Annotated in this window: 14 protein-coding genes and 2 other annotated features; of the genes, 11 read left to right on the top strand and 3 right to left on the bottom strand. The window is 40.0% G+C overall.

Features of this window, described 5'->3' with window-relative positions; translation table 11 throughout:
- The first annotated feature begins 6 nt into the window (after positions 1 to 6).
- The 8 genes from FN924_RS17350 (at position 7) to trpA (ending at position 7,454) form a co-directional block, all read left to right on the top strand.
- Positions 7 to 411 (top strand): hypothetical protein, encoded by a 405-nt coding sequence (locus FN924_RS17350; RefSeq protein ID WP_228409500.1) that lies wholly within the window; start codon positions 7 to 9, stop codon positions 409 to 411.
- 74 nt (positions 412 to 485) lie between these two features.
- Positions 486 to 730, top strand: a binding site (T-box leader).
- A gap of 38 nt (positions 731 to 768) precedes the next feature.
- Positions 769 to 1,019 (top strand) — a binding site (T-box leader).
- A 55-nt stretch (positions 1,020 to 1,074) separates the two neighbouring features.
- Positions 1,075 to 2,475 carry an anthranilate synthase component I gene (gene trpE / locus FN924_RS17345; RefSeq protein ID WP_194709670.1) on the top strand — a complete coding sequence of 467 codons (1,401 nt, stop codon included), beginning with the start codon at positions 1,075 to 1,077 and terminating at the stop codon, positions 2,473 to 2,475.
- Positions 2,459 to 3,058, top strand: coding sequence for an anthranilate synthase component II (locus tag FN924_RS17340; protein ID WP_143896656.1), 600 nt, complete (start codon positions 2,459 to 2,461; stop codon positions 3,056 to 3,058). The genes trpE and FN924_RS17340 overlap by 17 nt, the downstream gene beginning before the upstream one ends.
- Positions 3,042 to 4,061 carry an anthranilate phosphoribosyltransferase gene (trpD, locus tag FN924_RS17335; RefSeq protein ID WP_143896654.1) on the top strand — a complete coding sequence of 340 codons (1,020 nt, stop codon included), beginning with the start codon at positions 3,042 to 3,044 and terminating at the stop codon, positions 4,059 to 4,061. The genes FN924_RS17340 and trpD overlap by 17 nt, the downstream gene beginning before the upstream one ends.
- Positions 4,062 to 4,066: 5 nt before the next feature.
- On the top strand, positions 4,067 to 4,840 hold the full coding sequence (gene trpC / locus FN924_RS17330) for an indole-3-glycerol phosphate synthase TrpC (RefSeq protein WP_143896652.1): 774 nt from the start codon (positions 4,067 to 4,069) through the stop codon (positions 4,838 to 4,840).
- A gap of 14 nt (positions 4,841 to 4,854) precedes the next feature.
- Complete coding sequence (locus tag FN924_RS17325) at positions 4,855 to 5,466, top strand: phosphoribosylanthranilate isomerase (RefSeq protein ID WP_143896650.1); 612 nt, start codon at positions 4,855 to 4,857, stop codon at positions 5,464 to 5,466.
- A 7-nt stretch (positions 5,467 to 5,473) separates the two neighbouring features.
- On the top strand, positions 5,474 to 6,679 hold the full coding sequence (gene trpB / locus FN924_RS17320) for a tryptophan synthase subunit beta (RefSeq protein ID WP_143896648.1): 1,206 nt from the start codon (positions 5,474 to 5,476) through the stop codon (positions 6,677 to 6,679).
- Positions 6,672 to 7,454, top strand: coding sequence for a tryptophan synthase subunit alpha (trpA, locus tag FN924_RS17315; RefSeq protein WP_143896646.1), 783 nt, complete (start codon positions 6,672 to 6,674; stop codon positions 7,452 to 7,454). The genes trpB and trpA overlap by 8 nt, the downstream gene beginning before the upstream one ends.
- A gap of 146 nt (positions 7,455 to 7,600) precedes the next feature.
- Here the strand turns inward: trpA and FN924_RS17310 are convergent, their stop codons facing one another.
- From FN924_RS17310 to FN924_RS17300, 3 genes are all read right to left on the bottom strand, one after another.
- Positions 7,601 to 8,968, bottom strand: a complete 1,368-nt coding sequence (locus tag FN924_RS17310; RefSeq protein WP_143896644.1) for an FAD-dependent oxidoreductase — start codon at positions 8,966 to 8,968, stop codon at positions 7,601 to 7,603.
- Between the two features lie 417 nt (positions 8,969 to 9,385).
- Positions 9,386 to 9,739 (bottom strand): GNAT family N-acetyltransferase, encoded by a 354-nt coding sequence (locus tag FN924_RS17305; protein WP_228409675.1) that lies wholly within the window; start codon positions 9,737 to 9,739, stop codon positions 9,386 to 9,388.
- 176 nt (positions 9,740 to 9,915) lie between these two features.
- Positions 9,916 to 11,529 (bottom strand): ABC-F family ATP-binding cassette domain-containing protein, encoded by a 1,614-nt coding sequence (locus tag FN924_RS17300; RefSeq protein WP_143896642.1) that lies wholly within the window; start codon positions 11,527 to 11,529, stop codon positions 9,916 to 9,918.
- 365 nt (positions 11,530 to 11,894) lie between these two features.
- Here FN924_RS17300 and FN924_RS17295 point away from each other — a divergent pair, with 365 nt between their 5' ends.
- The 3 genes from FN924_RS17295 to FN924_RS17285 all read left to right on the top strand — a co-directional run bounded on the left by FN924_RS17295 (position 11,895) and on the right by FN924_RS17285 (position 15,839).
- Positions 11,895 to 13,175: a YjiH family protein gene (locus tag FN924_RS17295; protein WP_228409674.1), complete on the top strand. Its 1,281-nt coding sequence runs from the start codon at positions 11,895 to 11,897 to the stop codon at positions 13,173 to 13,175.
- A gap of 250 nt (positions 13,176 to 13,425) precedes the next feature.
- Positions 13,426 to 13,854, top strand: coding sequence for a DUF5392 family protein (locus FN924_RS17290; RefSeq protein WP_143896638.1), 429 nt, complete (start codon positions 13,426 to 13,428; stop codon positions 13,852 to 13,854).
- Between the two features lie 230 nt (positions 13,855 to 14,084).
- A complete protein-coding gene (locus FN924_RS17285; RefSeq protein WP_158634055.1) occupies positions 14,085 to 15,839 on the top strand; it encodes a methyl-accepting chemotaxis protein in 1,755 nt (584 codons plus the stop codon).
- The last annotated feature ends 91 nt before the right edge of the window (positions 15,840 to 15,930 follow it).

Here is a 15,930-nt window from a genome sequence, read left to right as displayed (position 1 = left end):
TTTTTTGTGGGTCATGTAGGGATTGTTGGACAGGATATGCTGATTCACCATTCGCATCCATTGGGAGCCTTTTCGGAGACCCTCAGCCGTTATAAAAGCAGACATAAATTCGGAGGAGAGATCCTTCTTTTAAGACCGAAAACAGCTGCAAATGAGGCTGCTAATTGGGCACAGGCAAATATTCCATACGTAAAACGATATTTGTTCGATCCGAGGTTAAAAGGGGTATCGAATAACTATTGCTCTAAGTTTATATGGCAAGCATTTTGGAACGGAGCTGGTCTGGATTTGACCAATCACCATTTGACTTCCAACCGAATAAGTTGGGTATATCCGTATCAAATAAAAAGATCAACATATCTTCAGACAAAAGATAGTATTATAGTACCTCCAGCGTTAACTCACTTGTAGAAAGGTTCTGAAAATTTATTGTTGACAAATAAAAAATCAGCGAGTAAGATAATACACAACACAAAGGAATCGAACGAAAAGCGTTGATGAAGAGTAGTAACTCTTATGAATCCCTTAAGAGAGCTGATGGTGCTGAGAATCAGTGGGAGGATGAGAGTGAATGGACTTCGGAGCTCCAAACCGAACTTCTATGGAACAGTAGGCTTTGGCGAACATCTCATCGATAAAAGAGATACACATATGTTTGAACGTATGTGGTTTAAGTGAGTTGCAAGCTGCAACTAATAAAGGTGGTACCACGGGTCTCCTCGTCCTTTTTAGGATAGGAGGCCCTTTTTGTTTGGGTAAAAATGAATACGTAAATCGTGGAGTAAGAAGAGTACGCAGAAGCACTGTTTTCTAAGAGAGCCGGATTAGGTGAGAGCCGGTAAAGCAGTTCTGTCGAATGGGCTTACGAGAGTATTCCTGAAAACTAGTAGGGAATAACGGCTTCCCCCGTTAACGGGATAGGATATAGAGTAGCTAATGCTCCGTATCCGAATGAGAGGAAGGGCGCATTCTCCCTTCAATTAGTGGTGGCACCGCGGTAACGAATAACCGTCCCCTATACGTGCAGAGAAATCTGTATGTATAGGGGACTTTTTATTTTAAGGAGGAAAAAAAATGACCATAACATCAACGATTTCTTATAAAAGTAAACAAGTAAATGGCGACGTGTTGACACCAATATCTGTTTTCAATCGTGTTCAAGGCAAAAAGAAATTTTTACTCGAGAGCTCGACAATGTCAGGTGAAAAAGGAAGGTATTCCTTTATTGGAGTAAATCCTTACAAAGAACTAATTGGTCGAGGCGATAACGTATCCATCATTCAACGTGATGGGAAGGAAGAGAAGAAAGCCCAGCCGTTAGAAATACTGCAAGAGCTTCTCCCTCATCAAGAGCTAGATTTGGAATTTCCATTCTATGGTGGCGCAATTGGTTTTATGGGATATGACGTCATTAGAGCCTACGAAGATATAGGCGAAGTAATCGAAGATGAAATAAAAATGCCAGAAGTCCATCAAATGCTTTACCAGGATGTCATCGTGTTTGATCACCTTAAACAAACAGTCACGATATTAGCATTAAATTTATCTGGTGATCGAACTGAAAAGCAATTAGAACAGAGCATTGAAGTGATTCATAAGGAAATGGTAACCCATCGTGAAGAAGAGGATGCACCGGCAACAAAAGTAAGCTTTACACCATCCATCGAGAAAGAAACCTTTATGGAAATGGTAGAAAAAGCAAAAGAACATATTACGAATGGAGATATTTTTCAAGTCGTACTATCCCAACGTATGAAGGCTAGTTTCGATACAGATCCATTTACATTTTATCGCAGTTTGAGAAGGGCTAACCCGTCTCCGTACATGTTTTATATCGATTTTGAAGACTACGTTGTATTAGGAGCATCTCCAGAGAGCTTGATTAAAACGAAAGGCTCTCAACTTATTACGAATCCAATTGCTGGAACTCGTCCACGGGGGAAAACGAAGGAACAAGATGAGCAATTAGGGGAAGAACTATTGGCAGATGAAAAAGAGTTAGCGGAACATAAAATGCTTGTTGATCTCAGTCGTAACGACCTTGGTAGAGTGTGTGAGGTTGGAAGTATTACAATCCCTAAATATATGACAATTGAACGATATCAGCACGTCATGCACATTGTATCGGAAGTGCAAGGAACGCTTCGCAAGGATTATACCGGAATTGATGCACTTATCTCGACGTTACCAGCTGGAACGGTGTCGGGTGCTCCGAAAATAAGAGCCATGCAAATTATAAATGATTTAGAGAAACAGAAACGTGGAGTTTACGCAGGGGCGGTTGGTTATATCAATATAAATGGAGATTTCGACCTTGCTCTCGCAATCCGAACCCTCGTTATTAAAGATAAAATTGCTTACGTTCAAGCAGGAGCAGGTATTGTATATGATTCCGATCCTGCTACTGAATATCAAGAAACGTTAAATAAAGCGAAATCACTATTGGAGGTACATGCACATGATTCTACTAATTGATAATTATGACTCTTTTACATTTAACTTATATCAATATATGTCTGAGCTTGGCGAAGACGTGGAAGTTGTGCGGAACGACCGGATTACGGTAGAGGAAATTCGAGCATTAAATCCTGAAGCGATTGTATTATCTCCAGGTCCTGGTACACCGCAAGAAGCGGGTATTTGCATAGCGGTTGTTCAAGAGCTGTCTGAGGAATACCCGATATTAGGAATTTGCTTAGGACATCAAGCCATTGGAGCAGCTTTTGGCGGTACGATCACCCATGCGAAGCAAATCAAGCACGGAAAAACTTCCATGCTCATGCATAAAAGTGAAAGCTTATTCGAGTATTTAAGTCAGCCGATCGAGGTCATGCGTTATCATTCCCTTGTTATCGAAAAAGATAGTCTTCCGCTTGAGTTGACTGTTCTAGCAACAGCGATGGATGACCAAGAGGTAATGGCAGTGAAGCATAACAGACTTCCAACGTTTGGACTTCAGTTTCACCCAGAATCAATCGGAACGGAAACTGGAAAGACAATTTTGAATAATTTCTTTACAACGATTAGAAAGGAGTATTCTCGTGAAACAGTATCTTGAAAAAGTAATCAACCGTCAATCATTAAGTGTGGAAGAAATGAATGGTGCTGCAAGATGTATGTTCGGCGAAGAAGTGTCGGATACAGAAATTGGTGCTTTTCTGACTGGTCTGAAAGTAAAAGGAGAGACTCCTGAAGAAATTGCAGGCTTAGTACATGTGATTCGTGAAAAGTCTCCATTAAAATTCTCCAACCTTTCATCGGTCATGGATAACTGCGGAACGGGTGGAGATGGTTCGCAGAGCTTTAACATCAGTACTACCTCCGCTTTTGTAGTAGCTGGTGCGGGGATTACGGTCGCGAAGCATGGAAACAGAAGTATCTCAAGTAAAACGGGAAGTGCGGATGTGTTGGAGCATCTAGGGGTTTCGCTATCTCTTTCGTCCGAACAGATGGAAGAGCTTTTACTGGAAAATGGAATTGCTTTTTTGTTTGCTCCACATGTTCATCCATCCTTAAAGCGAATCATGGGAGTTCGCAAGCAGCTAAGGATTCCAACGATTTTTAACTTAATAGGCCCTTTAACAAATCCAGTTCAGTTAGATAGTCAGCTTCTTGGTATCTATCGAAGGGATATGCTTGAAAGCATGGCAATTGCTCTTCATCAACTAGGACGTCGCAGAGCACTAGTTGTGAACGGTGCAGGGTATATGGATGAAGCGTCACTAGCAGGTGAAAATCACCTCGTACTCTTAGACCGAGGAGAAATGATTCAATTCACGTTAACACCAGAGGAAGTGAATCTTCCAACCTATGAATTAGACCAAATAAGAGGTGGAGACTCTAAAGAGAATTCGGACATCTTGCGTGATGTATTGAAAGGCAAAAAAGGAGCTTATCGAGATACGGTATTGTTCAATGCAGGGCTCGCTCTTTTCGCAAATGGAAAAGCGGAAACGGTCCAAGAAGGAGTTGCTGCTGCCAAGGAAAGTATTGATTCTGGAGCAGCACTTGCAAAGCTGGAAAAGCTTGTCGAGTATAGTAAACGGAAAATCGGGGTGTAAGGGATATGACCATCCTAGATAAAATTTTAGCAGAAAAAGAGAAAGAAGTAGCTACGTTAAAGAAAAATTATCGTCCAGAGATCAAAATAGAAAAACAAGCTTCTGGCTCTTTATATCGATCCTTCATGGAATCTAACAATATGAATATTATTGCAGAAATTAAACGAGCTTCCCCGTCTAAGGGTGTGATTAATGATCAGATGGACCCTAGTGCACAAGGAAAGAAATATGAAAGTTATGGGGCAGGGACTATTTCTGTATTAACGGATACTCCCTTCTTTCAAGGAACAATGGAAGATTTATTAGCGGTAAGAGATGCTGTACAGATTCCTATTTTAAACAAAGACTTTATCATTGATGAGATTCAAATTGATCGGGCAAAGGACTACGGAGCAAATGTGATTCTATTAATCGCTGCAGCGCTACCAGCGAAAAGAATCGAGGAACTTTTTTATTACGCGACAAACCAAGGATTAGAAGTACTTCTAGAAGTTCATAACCTGGCTGAGTTAGACGTTGCCAATGGTTTAGAAGTTCCGATTATCGGAGTGAATAATCGAAACTTAAAAACCTTTGAAGTAGATCTTGGAATAACGGAGCGACTTTCGCAGCACATAAAACGCACCGATGCGTTACTAATCAGTGAAAGTGGCATGAAAACAAAGGAAGATGTAGAAAGAGTGAGTCGTGCAGGAGCACGAGCAATCTTGGTAGGAGAAACGATGATGCGTTCAGGAGACTTATCCAAGACGTTTCAAGAACTACAAATTCCACTGTAGAAGGAGTAAGCAACATGAAAGTGAAAATTTGTGGCATTAAAACAGTAGAAGCAGCACAACATGTCGTGATGTCAGGTGCGGATTTTATTGGGTTTGTATTTGCGGACAGTAAGCGTAAAATAACAAAGGAGCAAGCGAAGGAAATAGCAGATTCTCTTCCTTCAACTATAAGGAAAGTCGGTGTCTTTGTGAACGAAGACCCGGAAGTAGTTCAAGAGATAGCTTCCACTGTTGGATTGGATTACGTCCAGCTGCATGGAGATGAAACGCCGTCTTATTGTGAGCAAATAAAGGTACCAATCATCAAAGCCTTTCAAGTTCACTCTAAGAAGGATTTAAACAAACTCGAGCGTTATCCTTGTGCGTATTATTTATTAGATAGTCCTGCAGGTAAATACCGAGGTGGTAATGGAGAAACCTTTGATTGGTCCCTAGCGAAGGGATTAGACCATCTTAAAGGAAAAATAATGCTAGCTGGCGGACTTCACGCGGAAAACGTGCAAGAAGCGATTACAGAAGTTAGTCCAGTTGGTGTAGATATTTCTAGCGGAGTAGAAACAGACGGAGAAAAAGACCCGGAAAAAATAAATCGTTTTGTACGAGCGGCAAAACAAACAGAAAGGTGATGTCAGGATGGGATCCTATCAACAACCAGATTCAAATGGGCACTTTGGTTCCTTTGGAGGTAGATTTGTACCGGAAACCTTAATGCCGGCAGTATTAGAGCTGGAAGCTGAATACAAGAAAGCAATGCAAGACCCGGAATTTTTAAAGCAATTAGATTACTATTTTAAGCAATACGTTGGTCGAGAAACGCCTTTGTATTATGCAGAACAACTTTCCGACCATATAGGCGGCCCCAAAATCTATTTAAAACGAGAAGATTTAAACCATACTGGTGCTCATAAAATCAATAATGCTATCGGGCAAGCGCTATTGACGCAGCGTATGGGTAAGAAAAAAGTCGTAGCGGAAACAGGTGCTGGACAACACGGTGTTGCCACTGCCACAGTCTGTGCCCTACTTGGATTAGAATGTATTATCTTCATGGGAAAAGAAGATATTCGCAGACAGAAGCTGAACGTGTTTCGTATGGAGCTACTAGGTGCGAAAGTGGAAAGTGTAGACCAGGGCAGTGGAACGTTAAAGGATGCGGTAAATGAAGCGTTACGTTACTGGGTTAGTAATGTCGAGGATACCCATTACATTATTGGATCGGTGGTTGGCCCACATCCATTTCCACAAATCGTTCGTGATTTCCAAAGTGTGATTGGGGAAGAGACGAAAAGACAAATAATGGATCAGGAAGGAAGACTTCCAGAAGCGGTTGTAGCCTGTATCGGTGGCGGGAGTAACTCCATGGGAATGTTTTATCCATTTGTGGAGGATAAAGCAGTTAAATTGTACGGAGTCGAAGCAGGTGGATCTGGTATCGATACTGGAAAACATGCAGCTACCTTAACCGATGGAAAGGCAGGTATCTTGCATGGTACGCTAACGTATCTGTTACAAGATGAGGATGGTCAAGTACAAGAAGCGCATTCCATTTCTGCTGGGCTTGATTACCCAGGTGTAGGACCAGAGCATAGTCATCTAAAAGAAGTGGATCGTGTTATCTATGATTCTATAACGGATGAAGAAGCGTTGGAGGCGTTACAATTCTTATGTAAAGCAGAAGGGATTTTACCTGCGTTGGAGAGTGCTCACGCCATTGCGTATAGTATGAAGCTTGCGAAGCAAATGAAAAAGGATGAGCTGTTAGTAGTTTGTCTGTCTGGACGTGGTGACAAGGATGTTGAAACGGTTCGTGCAGCACTTGGAGGTGAAGCAAATGGGTAAACAAAAGCTAGATAAAGCTTTTCAAGAAACATTAGAAAAAGGGGATAAAGCCTTTGTCCCCTACATCATGGCAGGTGATGGTGGATTAGATCAGCTTGAAGAACAGCTTACTTTTTTACAAGAAAGCGGAGCGACAGTAGTAGAGCTTGGTATTCCATTCTCTGATCCGGTAGCAGACGGACCGACCATTCAAGCAGCTGGATTAGAAGCTTTAGACAATGGCGTAAGTTTACGCAAAGTGCTAGCTGAGCTAGAACGCTTCAAGGAATCTAGAAAAATTCCAATTGTTTTAATGACATATATCAATCCAATATATGCGTTTGGTGTAGAAAAATTTGCAAATGCTTGTGCGAAGGCGGGAGTAGACGGGTTGATTATTCCAGATCTACCATTGGAAGAAGAAGGACTTATTGTTCGTAAATTAAAAGACGCGGAAATTGCCTTAATTCGCTTAGCGGCACTTACAAGCACCCCAGAGAGAATCGAAGAGATTGCTAAACGGACAGAAGGATTTTTATATGCGGTTACGGTAACTGGAACAACTGGTGCAAGAAATGAATTCAAGCAGAATCTAGCAGAACACTTAGCAGCCTTAACTGAGAGATGCAATGCACCTGTATTGGCTGGATTTGGTGTCTCGACTCCCGAGCAAGTAAAAGAGCTGAGCTCTCATTGTAATGGTGTAGTAGTAGGAAGTAAGATAGTCGATGCCCTTCATAATGGCGACCGTGCATCCATCGTGGAGCTTATTGAAGCATCGAAAAGGGTGAAATGAAAGTATTTAATGGATGTTTGAAAGTAATAAGCGAATTATAAAAGTATTTAACCTGAAATTAAAAGTAAGACCAAGAAATTTGAAAGTAAATGCATCAAATATAAAAGTAAAAGGGCTGTTCACCCGCCAAGGTGAACAGCCTTCATTTATTTTAAAAGTAATAAGTTAGATTTACGCTCTGCTACTTGCCCCATCGCCTGCAACGCAACTTGATTTAAGAAATTCCAAGGCTTATTGTAGTGCGGTTGGAAGAAGAAATCAGTCAATGCTAATTGCTCAATTGTCATATTGTTTTGAATCACAACGCTCATTGTATTCATCGCTTGCGTAAAGTCTGCATCAGATAAGACTTGCGCACCTACAATTCGGTGTGTATCTACTTCGTAAACAAGTTTAATTTTAAGTTCCATATTTTCTGGCATGAATTCTGGACGATAGTTATCTACTAATAGCGTACTACGAACATTCAAGCCACTTGCTTCAGCAGCTACTTCCGTTAACCCAGTAGAAGCTAAATTGTGTTGATAGATTTTTAAACCAGAAGTACCTTGAGTTCCTTGATGTGCAAGAACTGGATGAAGCAGGTTGTGTGCGACTAATGTTCCCATTCTAACTGCATTTGTTGCAAGCGGAATATAGGCAGCTTGCTTTGTTGGATTGTAAGCAACTGCGCAACAGTCGCCGGCAGCAAATACATCTTCACGGCTCGTTCTCATAAATTCATCTACAATAATGGCACCATTCGGTAATGTTTCCAATTGATTTTGGAAAAGATCTGTATTCGGACGGAACCCAACACACATAATGACGAGGTCCGCTTTATAAGAGCCTTTATTTGTCACGACAGCTTCTACTTTATTATTACCTTCAAACTTCGTAACCGTTTGTTCGAGTGCTAGATTTACACCGAGTTCTCTAAATGTGTTTTCTAGAGGATCTGTAAATGCTTTGTCAAAATACCGATTAAGAATACGAGCTTCACTATCAATTAGTGTCACGTTTTTATCTGCTTCTTCAAAGGCTTCCACCAGCTCGATTCCGATATATCCAGCGCCGATTACTACAACATTTTTAGCATCTTTTGCTTTTTTAATAATTTCTTGCGCGTGGGTGAAGTTTTTACATAATTGAACATTCTCTAAATCAAAGCCAGGAATCGGTGGCGTTACTGGCCAAGATCCAGTTGTAATTATTAATTTGTCATAGTCGTATCCGGTTACTTCTCCATTTTCAAGGTTTTTTGCCTCGATATACTTTCCTTCCATATCACATACTGTTACTTCATGACGCATATGCATGCGCACACCTTGTTGCTCAAACCCTTCTACAGAAGCGTAGAAGAGACCATTTGGATCTTCAACTACTCCTCCAACGTAAAGCGCGATTCCACAAGATAAGAACGATACATTGTCATTTTTTTCGAACACATCTATTTCTGCATTTGGATATAGTTTTAAGATATTAGAGATTGCTGCTGTTCCTGCATGTGTACAACCAATAACTGCTACTTTCATAGTAAAACGCCTCCTGAATTGTGAATTCTTTCACTTATATTGTGATGTTTATCACAAACTATACATTGAGTATAACGTCTTACAATCCAATAAGCAATTATTTTGTGAATTATTTCACAAAAAAGACAAAATTCAAATGATGCTCTTGAATCTCCAGTTACGTCAGGTTATTCCACTGTAAAAAATCAAATGCTTTTTCTTGAGAAAATTGGATAATAGATGGTGGGACAGGAGGATATTCGAGTTTTCTGGAATTACTAAAGAACAAAGAATAGATGTTGCTATTCTTTCTAAATATACACCAAGTTATTTTGTAAAAAGAATCCGGTGACTCCATTAGTTTTACCATTTTACAGGTACTTCGTTCAAATTAAGAAAGGTCCGTCAAAAAGATGACGGACCTTTCTACATGCCTGTTTACACATTCATATGAAATACAAACTGCTCTCCTAATTTTCCGATGATTCTTTTACCACTGTCCTTGAATCCAGAACGGAGATATAATCGTTGCGCAGGTATATTTTTGTGATTAACCCCAAGTACAATTTCATTACAAGTTGGGAACTGTTTTTTCACAAATGTTGGTAGAATTTGTAGTGATTGCAAAGCGATTCCCTTCCCTTGAAAGCTAGGATGTATGGAATAGGCACGTATTAACAAGGCATTTTGGTTATCACTGTATTTTTGCACACCATCCCAGCCGTGTAGGACAAAAAAACCTACTGGCATATCATGATGCAAGATCACAATTGGATAGTAGTCATTTTCTATAGAGGACTTTGCTACACAGTCTAAAGGTAATCCTGTAAATTGTAGCTGTTCGGGTAGAAGTGGGTAATCCTCTCATTCCTTTTTATATTCTTCTTTGTAAAATTCTAATTACACATTATTATTCATCTTTTTTCCTCGCAGTTCAAAAAAAGTGGACCAGACTGGCCCACTTTTCCTTAAGATGCATACATCGTTTCGATTTGTTGTTGTAGGCTTTTATCTGCTACATATTCATCGTAACTCATTTCCTTGTCGATAATACCATTTGGTGTAATCTCAATTAAGCGATTCGCAATACTGTTCACGAACTGATGGTCATGAGAGGTGAACAAGATAGACCCTTTAAATTTAATCAATCCATTGTTTAACGCTGTAATGGATTCAAGGTCTAAATGGTTCGTAGGCTCATCCAATAACAAAACATTGGAATTACTTAGCATCATTTTAGAGAGCATGCAACGAACCTTTTCTCCACCGGATAAAACATTCGCTTTTTTCAGTGCTTGCTCTCCGGAGAAAAGCATCCTTCCTAAGAAACCACGTAAAAAGGTCTCTGTTTGATCTTCAGGTGAGAATTGACGTAACCATTCCACCAAAGTAAGATTACTATTCTCAAAAAACTCTGCGTTATCTTTAGGGAAGTAAGATTGAGAAGTCGTTACACCCCATTTAAAGCTTCCTTCATCTGGTTCGATTTCTCCCATTAGAATACGAAGTAGAGTAGTTTTTGCAATTTCGTCTCGCCCAACAAGTGCAATTTTGTCACCCTTGTTCATCGTAAAGCTAACATTGTTCAGTACTTTAACACCGTCTATCGTTTTGGAAAGATTCTCTACCATTAATAAGTCGTTTCCGATTTCACGTCCTGGCGTGAAGGCGATGTACGGGTATTTTCTAGATGAAGGTTTAATATCATCTAAGCTTATATTGTCGAGCATTTTTTTACGTGATGTCGCTTGCTTCGATTTTGAGGCATTAGCACTAAATCTTGCGATAAAGTTTTGAAGCTCTTTGATTTTCTCTTCTTTTTTCTTATTTGCTTCTTGTGCCAGTCGAAGCGCTAGTTGGCTAGATTCATACCAGAAATCATAGTTTCCGACGAAAATTTCGATTTTACCGAAGTCTACATCCGCAATGTGTGTACATACCTTGTTTAAGAAGTGACGATCATGGGATACGACGATAACAGTGTTCTCAAAATTAATTAAAAACTCTTCTAGCCATTGAATCGCTTGAATATCCAAGTGGTTCGTAGGCTCATCCAGTAATAAGATATCTGGATTTCCGAATAGAGCTTGTGCTAACAACACTTTTACTTTGTCGGCACCAGGAAGCTCCGCCATCTTCTTTGTATGAAGCTCTTCTGGAATTCCTAATCCCTTTAATAGTACAGCAGCATCGGATTCTGCTTCCCAACCGTTAAGCTCTGCAAATTCACCTTCTAGCTCTGCTGCCTTCATTCCATCTTCCTCGGAGAAGTCTGCCTTCATATAAATAGCATCTTTCTCTTCCATTATTTGATGTAGTCTTTCGTGTCCCATTATAACGGTCTTAAGGACTTCATATTCTTCATATTCAAAATGATCCTGTTTCAATACAGCCAGTCGTTCATCTGGCCCCATAGACACATTACCAGTTTGCGGCTCGATTTCACCAGAAAGAATTTTTAAAAAGGTCGATTTACCAGCACCGTTTGCCCCGATAACACCATAACAGTTTCCAGGGGTGAACTTTAGATTCACATCCTCAAACAGTTTCTTATCTCCATATCGTAAACTTACATTATGAATGAACGGTAATCATGTAACACATTCCTCCAATCAAAGCCTAGCTTAAGCGATTTAGCCTGTGAAGTCAATAAACCTAGTGTATAAATGGGAAGAAATAGGTTTAGCTTAAAAAACTAGGTGGAATACAATGGTATAAATTTTTGTATATAAGAAAATCATACTATAGGAAAAAGTGAAAATTCATAGTATATAATCCGAACCGTACCTATTGAACGCGTTTTCATTTTCTTGAGAGGGGAGTCTGAATGAAGGATTCATTTGATAATCAAGAGGCATCGGAAAGAGCGAATCAAAGACTAGGGGTGGATGGGAACCCTTCTGTCGGAAGTGTCTTTAAGTTTATTGTTCCTTCTCTTATTGGAATAATGCTTTTCATGATTCCATTTTCTTTCCAAGGTAAGGTGACGATACCTGTAGCTATGTTAGCTGATTGGATTCGAGAGACATTTGTAGCAATCATTCCTGAATTCGTCACCATTATTATTTCTTTAACTGTGATTATTACTATTGTAACGAAGATAAGTAAGCCTAAGATTATAAGGAACAGTCCTTTCTTGAAAGGTCTTTTTGACGTAGCGCCTTTGTGGGTTTTGGCGAGAATACTTGCTATGATTTTCGCAGTCATGACCTTATTTCAATTTGGACCGGAATTTATATGGTCGGACGATACGGGTGGATTATTGTTTAATGACTTAATTCCGGCGTTGGTCGCTGTATTCTTATTTGCTGGCTTGTTTTTACCATTATTATTAGATTTTGGACTTTTAGAATTGTTCGGTGCGTTACTTACAAAAATAATGCGACCTGTCTTCACCCTACCAGGTCGATCCTCCATTGATTGTATTGCTTCCTGGTTAGGGGATGGAACAATCGGCGTATTGTTGACAAATAAACAATATGAAGATGGCTATTACACGAAAAGAGAAGCTGCCGTTATCGGAACGACTTTCTCGGTAGTATCGATTACCTTTACGATTGTTGTTCTTGAGTTGATGGAACTTGAGCATATGTTTATTCCTTATTACACAACCATTGTTATTGCTGGATTAGCAGCTGCTATTATTTGTCCGCGTATTCCACCACTATCTAGAAAAGCAGATACGTATTTAGATGGGTCTTCCACCGTAAAGAGCGAAAACATCCCTTCCCACCTCTCTCGTCTGAAGTTTGGATTGCTCCAAGCTGTGGGGAAAGCGAAGCAAACAGAATGGAGGGCGGTTGGTAAAGGTGGCGTACAAAACGTCTTAGATATGTGGATGGGCGTCATTCCGATCGTAATGGCGATTGGAACGATTGCACTCATTATTGCGGAGAAGACTCCTGTTTTTGAATGGATTGGTGCCCCGTTTGTTCCACTATTACAAGTGTTACAGGTTCCAGCAGCTGTAGAAGCAGCTCCGACAATGGTAATTGGGTTTGCAGACATGTTTTTGCCTTCCGTTATTGGAAGTGGAATTGAAAGTCCGCTAACTCGCTTTGTGATTGCTTGTGTTTCTGTTACGCAGTTAATTTACATGTCTGAAGTTGGAGGACTGTTGCTAGGATCTAAGCTCCCAGTCCGTTTTGGGGATCTCGTTATCATTTTCATAGAAAGAACGCTTATTACATTGCCTATTATTGTTCTAATGGCACATCTGTTTTTTTAATACCGAGTATTTCCTTTGACAATTAGATAGGAAGGTTGTAAGCTAAAACCATAAGAAGTTCATATTCCTTAAGGGGAGTAGCTTTCACAGCCATAGTCGTCAATACAGAGCACATGCTCTCGGCATGGCTGGCAACCAACAAGTTGTTAGCAAGACCTTACCGTAACCGGTATAGGTCTTTTTTGTATTTTTGACTTATGCCGAGGACGTGGTGTAGGTCTTTTTAGTGATTATTATAGGAGGGGTTCAAATGAATCCAATGATGTTTCAAAAAATGCCGCACTATATACAACGAGAAATGGAGGCAATTAGTGAAAAGATTAGACCGTTGATGAAAAAATCTTCCCTTTATACCTCCATCGCTTTTCCAATGATTATTGTTTCGATTATTAATATTTTTGTTTTACTGTTCACGAATGGCCTCAGCAATGGACTGAGTATTTCCTTAATTATATTTGCACTGATGGCTGCTGTTGGGATGGCCTTATCAAAAGAATCAAAGTTCTTGCGCAAGGAAATACAAAAACAAAGTAACCAGCACATCTTGAAGAGAATCGAGCAAAGTGAAGTTGTTCCAGAATCAACAAAAAATAAATTCATCCAAATGGTTAAACAACAACCTGTGTTGGGTTTCCACACATTTGTAACGTTTCTAGAGGAAGAAGAGAAAGAACGATAAGAGTGCAAATCTTGCACTCTTTTTTCTTTTAAGCTGAGACAAAACTAAATTACTGCCTAGAACTGAATAATGGAAATGCTGTACGTCGGCAGAATACTTTTTTAACGTATAAAGCGTTTACCCTCCCCTCAATAAAGATGTTACAAACTAAAAATTCTGAAAATTATATCGAAATTTGTCAATTATTGTGGTATGTTTATATTATTATCAAGCTAAAGGGGGAGTTAGGGATGGGCAAATTGATACAGATACGGTCATTAAGAGTGAAAATCATAATTGTGTGCCTACTTTTGTTAGCGTTTCCATCACTGGTGATAGGAATGATTGGCTATAACACAAGTAAGGCAGATTTAAATGACCTAGGGGAAGTAAACCTTCAAAACAATGTTCGAATGGCTGTGAAATTGGCAGACAGTCTTTCGAAGCAAGTAGAAGAAGGAGATTTGACTGAGGAAGAAGCTCAAGAACGATTAAAGGTCGCGTTATTAGGGGAACTACAACAAGATGGAACACGACCAATCGACTCCTCTATTGAGATAGGAAAGCATGGCTACTTCTTCATTATTGATGAACAAGGGGTACTATTAGGACACCCTAACTCCGAGGGAACTAATTTATGGGATAAAGAAGATCCGAATGGTGTTAAAGTAGGAAAGGCGATAGTGGAGTCTGCACTGGAAGGGAATGGGTTTAGCTATTACGACTGGCCACTTCCGGACAATCCAAACGCCATTGAACCGAAAGTAACGTATGCCGAACAAGAGGAAAACTGGGGATTTATTATTTGTGCTGGTACTTATATGGTAGATTTTAATGCAGGCGCAAATCGGTTGCTCAGTATTATGGCTATAGCAATTGGTGCGGCTTTGATTATTGGTGCTCTTATTATTTGGTTTATTTCAGGAAAAATAACAAAACCGATTACACGCGTATCAGATAGGATGGCACAGATTGCAAACGGGGAACTATATCATGAACCGTTAAGCGTAAATACAAGCGATGAAACGAAAAAATTAACAGAAGCCTTAAATCATTTACAAACAAGTATCCGTTCCATTATTCAAAGTGTATCCGGTGCGTCTAGGCAAGTAACCACTCAAAGTGATTGGCTCATTCAGTCCTCGTTTCAAGTAAAAGAAACGAGTAATCAAGTTGCTGCCACCATGCAGGAATTATCCTCTGGCTCCGAGGCACAGGCAACAAACGCATCAAATTTAGCTCATTTCATGGGGCAGTTTACTGAGAAGGTCAACAATGCGTATGATAATGGACATGCTGTATCCAATACATCTAGCCAAGTGATGGAAATGGCAGAAGACGGAACGGTGCTCATGAGTCAATCTGTAGACCAGATGCAAAATATTCACGAAAAAGTAAGTGAAGCCGTCCATCGCGTTGATGATCTAAGTAGTGATACGAAGGAAATTACGAAACTAGTAGAAGTAATTCAGGGAGTCGCAGAACAAACAAACTTACTTGCACTTAATGCAGCCATCGAAGCAGCTCGAGCAGGGGAACAAGGAAAAGGGTTCGCCGTTGTAGCCAATGAAGTAAGGGTGTTGGCAGAGCAAGTATCAAGCTCGGTTGGAGAAATAACAGATATCGTGAAACGAATTACAAACAGCTCTGAATATGTTGTTACTTCACTGCGCGAAAGTTATACGGAAGTGGAAGAGGGGACGGAACAAATTCAACAAACACGAAAAACATTTGATCAAATTAAGGAATCCGTTCTCGAGATGGTGGAGAACAGCGAAAAGATCTCTTCTGACTTACAATTAATTACGGAGAATAGTCGTGAGATGAGTCAATCTATTGATAATATTGCTGCAGTTGCTGAAGAGTCGGCAGCTGGTATTGAACAAACAGCTGCATCTGCGCAACAATCGCACAGCTCTGTTGAGGAGGTAACCGAAAGCGCCAAAAAGCTAGATGCATTATCGAAGCAACTAGAGGAGGAAATCAAGAAGTTTCAAATAGAGTGATAGGGAGAGGCTGGGACAAAAGTATAGGAAGCAATGAAAAAACGAACAATTATAAATAGTGCCAATACCCCGCTCCGGAAATATACGACGC

This window comes from Radiobacillus deserti, assembly GCF_007301515.1.
GTDB lineage: Bacteria > Bacillota > Bacilli > Bacillales > Amphibacillaceae > Radiobacillus > Radiobacillus deserti.
This window is presented reverse-complemented; position numbering and strand designations above follow the sequence as displayed.

Bases quoted from the DNA above. Each gene is read 5' to 3' on its own strand.
- trpA (WP_143896646.1), top strand. From the start codon at position 6,672: ATGGGTAAACAAAAGCTAGATAAAGCTTTTCAAGAAACATTAGAAAAA.
- FN924_RS17285 (WP_158634055.1), top strand. From the start codon at position 14,085: ATGGGCAAATTGATACAGATACGGTCATTAAGAGTGAAAATCATAATT.
- FN924_RS17310 (WP_143896644.1), bottom strand. From the start codon at position 8,968: ATGAAAGTAGCAGTTATTGGTTGTACACATGCAGGAACAGCAGCAATC.
- trpC (WP_143896652.1), top strand. From the start codon at position 4,067: ATGACCATCCTAGATAAAATTTTAGCAGAAAAAGAGAAAGAAGTAGCT.
- FN924_RS17340 (WP_143896656.1), top strand. From the start codon at position 2,459: ATGATTCTACTAATTGATAATTATGACTCTTTTACATTTAACTTATAT.
- trpE (WP_194709670.1), top strand. From the start codon at position 1,075: ATGACCATAACATCAACGATTTCTTATAAAAGTAAACAAGTAAATGGC.
- FN924_RS17325 (WP_143896650.1), top strand. From the start codon at position 4,855: ATGAAAGTGAAAATTTGTGGCATTAAAACAGTAGAAGCAGCACAACAT.
- FN924_RS17295 (WP_228409674.1), top strand. From the start codon at position 11,895: ATGCTTTTCATGATTCCATTTTCTTTCCAAGGTAAGGTGACGATACCT.
- trpB (WP_143896648.1), top strand. From the start codon at position 5,474: ATGGGATCCTATCAACAACCAGATTCAAATGGGCACTTTGGTTCCTTT.
- FN924_RS17290 (WP_143896638.1), top strand. From the start codon at position 13,426: ATGAATCCAATGATGTTTCAAAAAATGCCGCACTATATACAACGAGAA.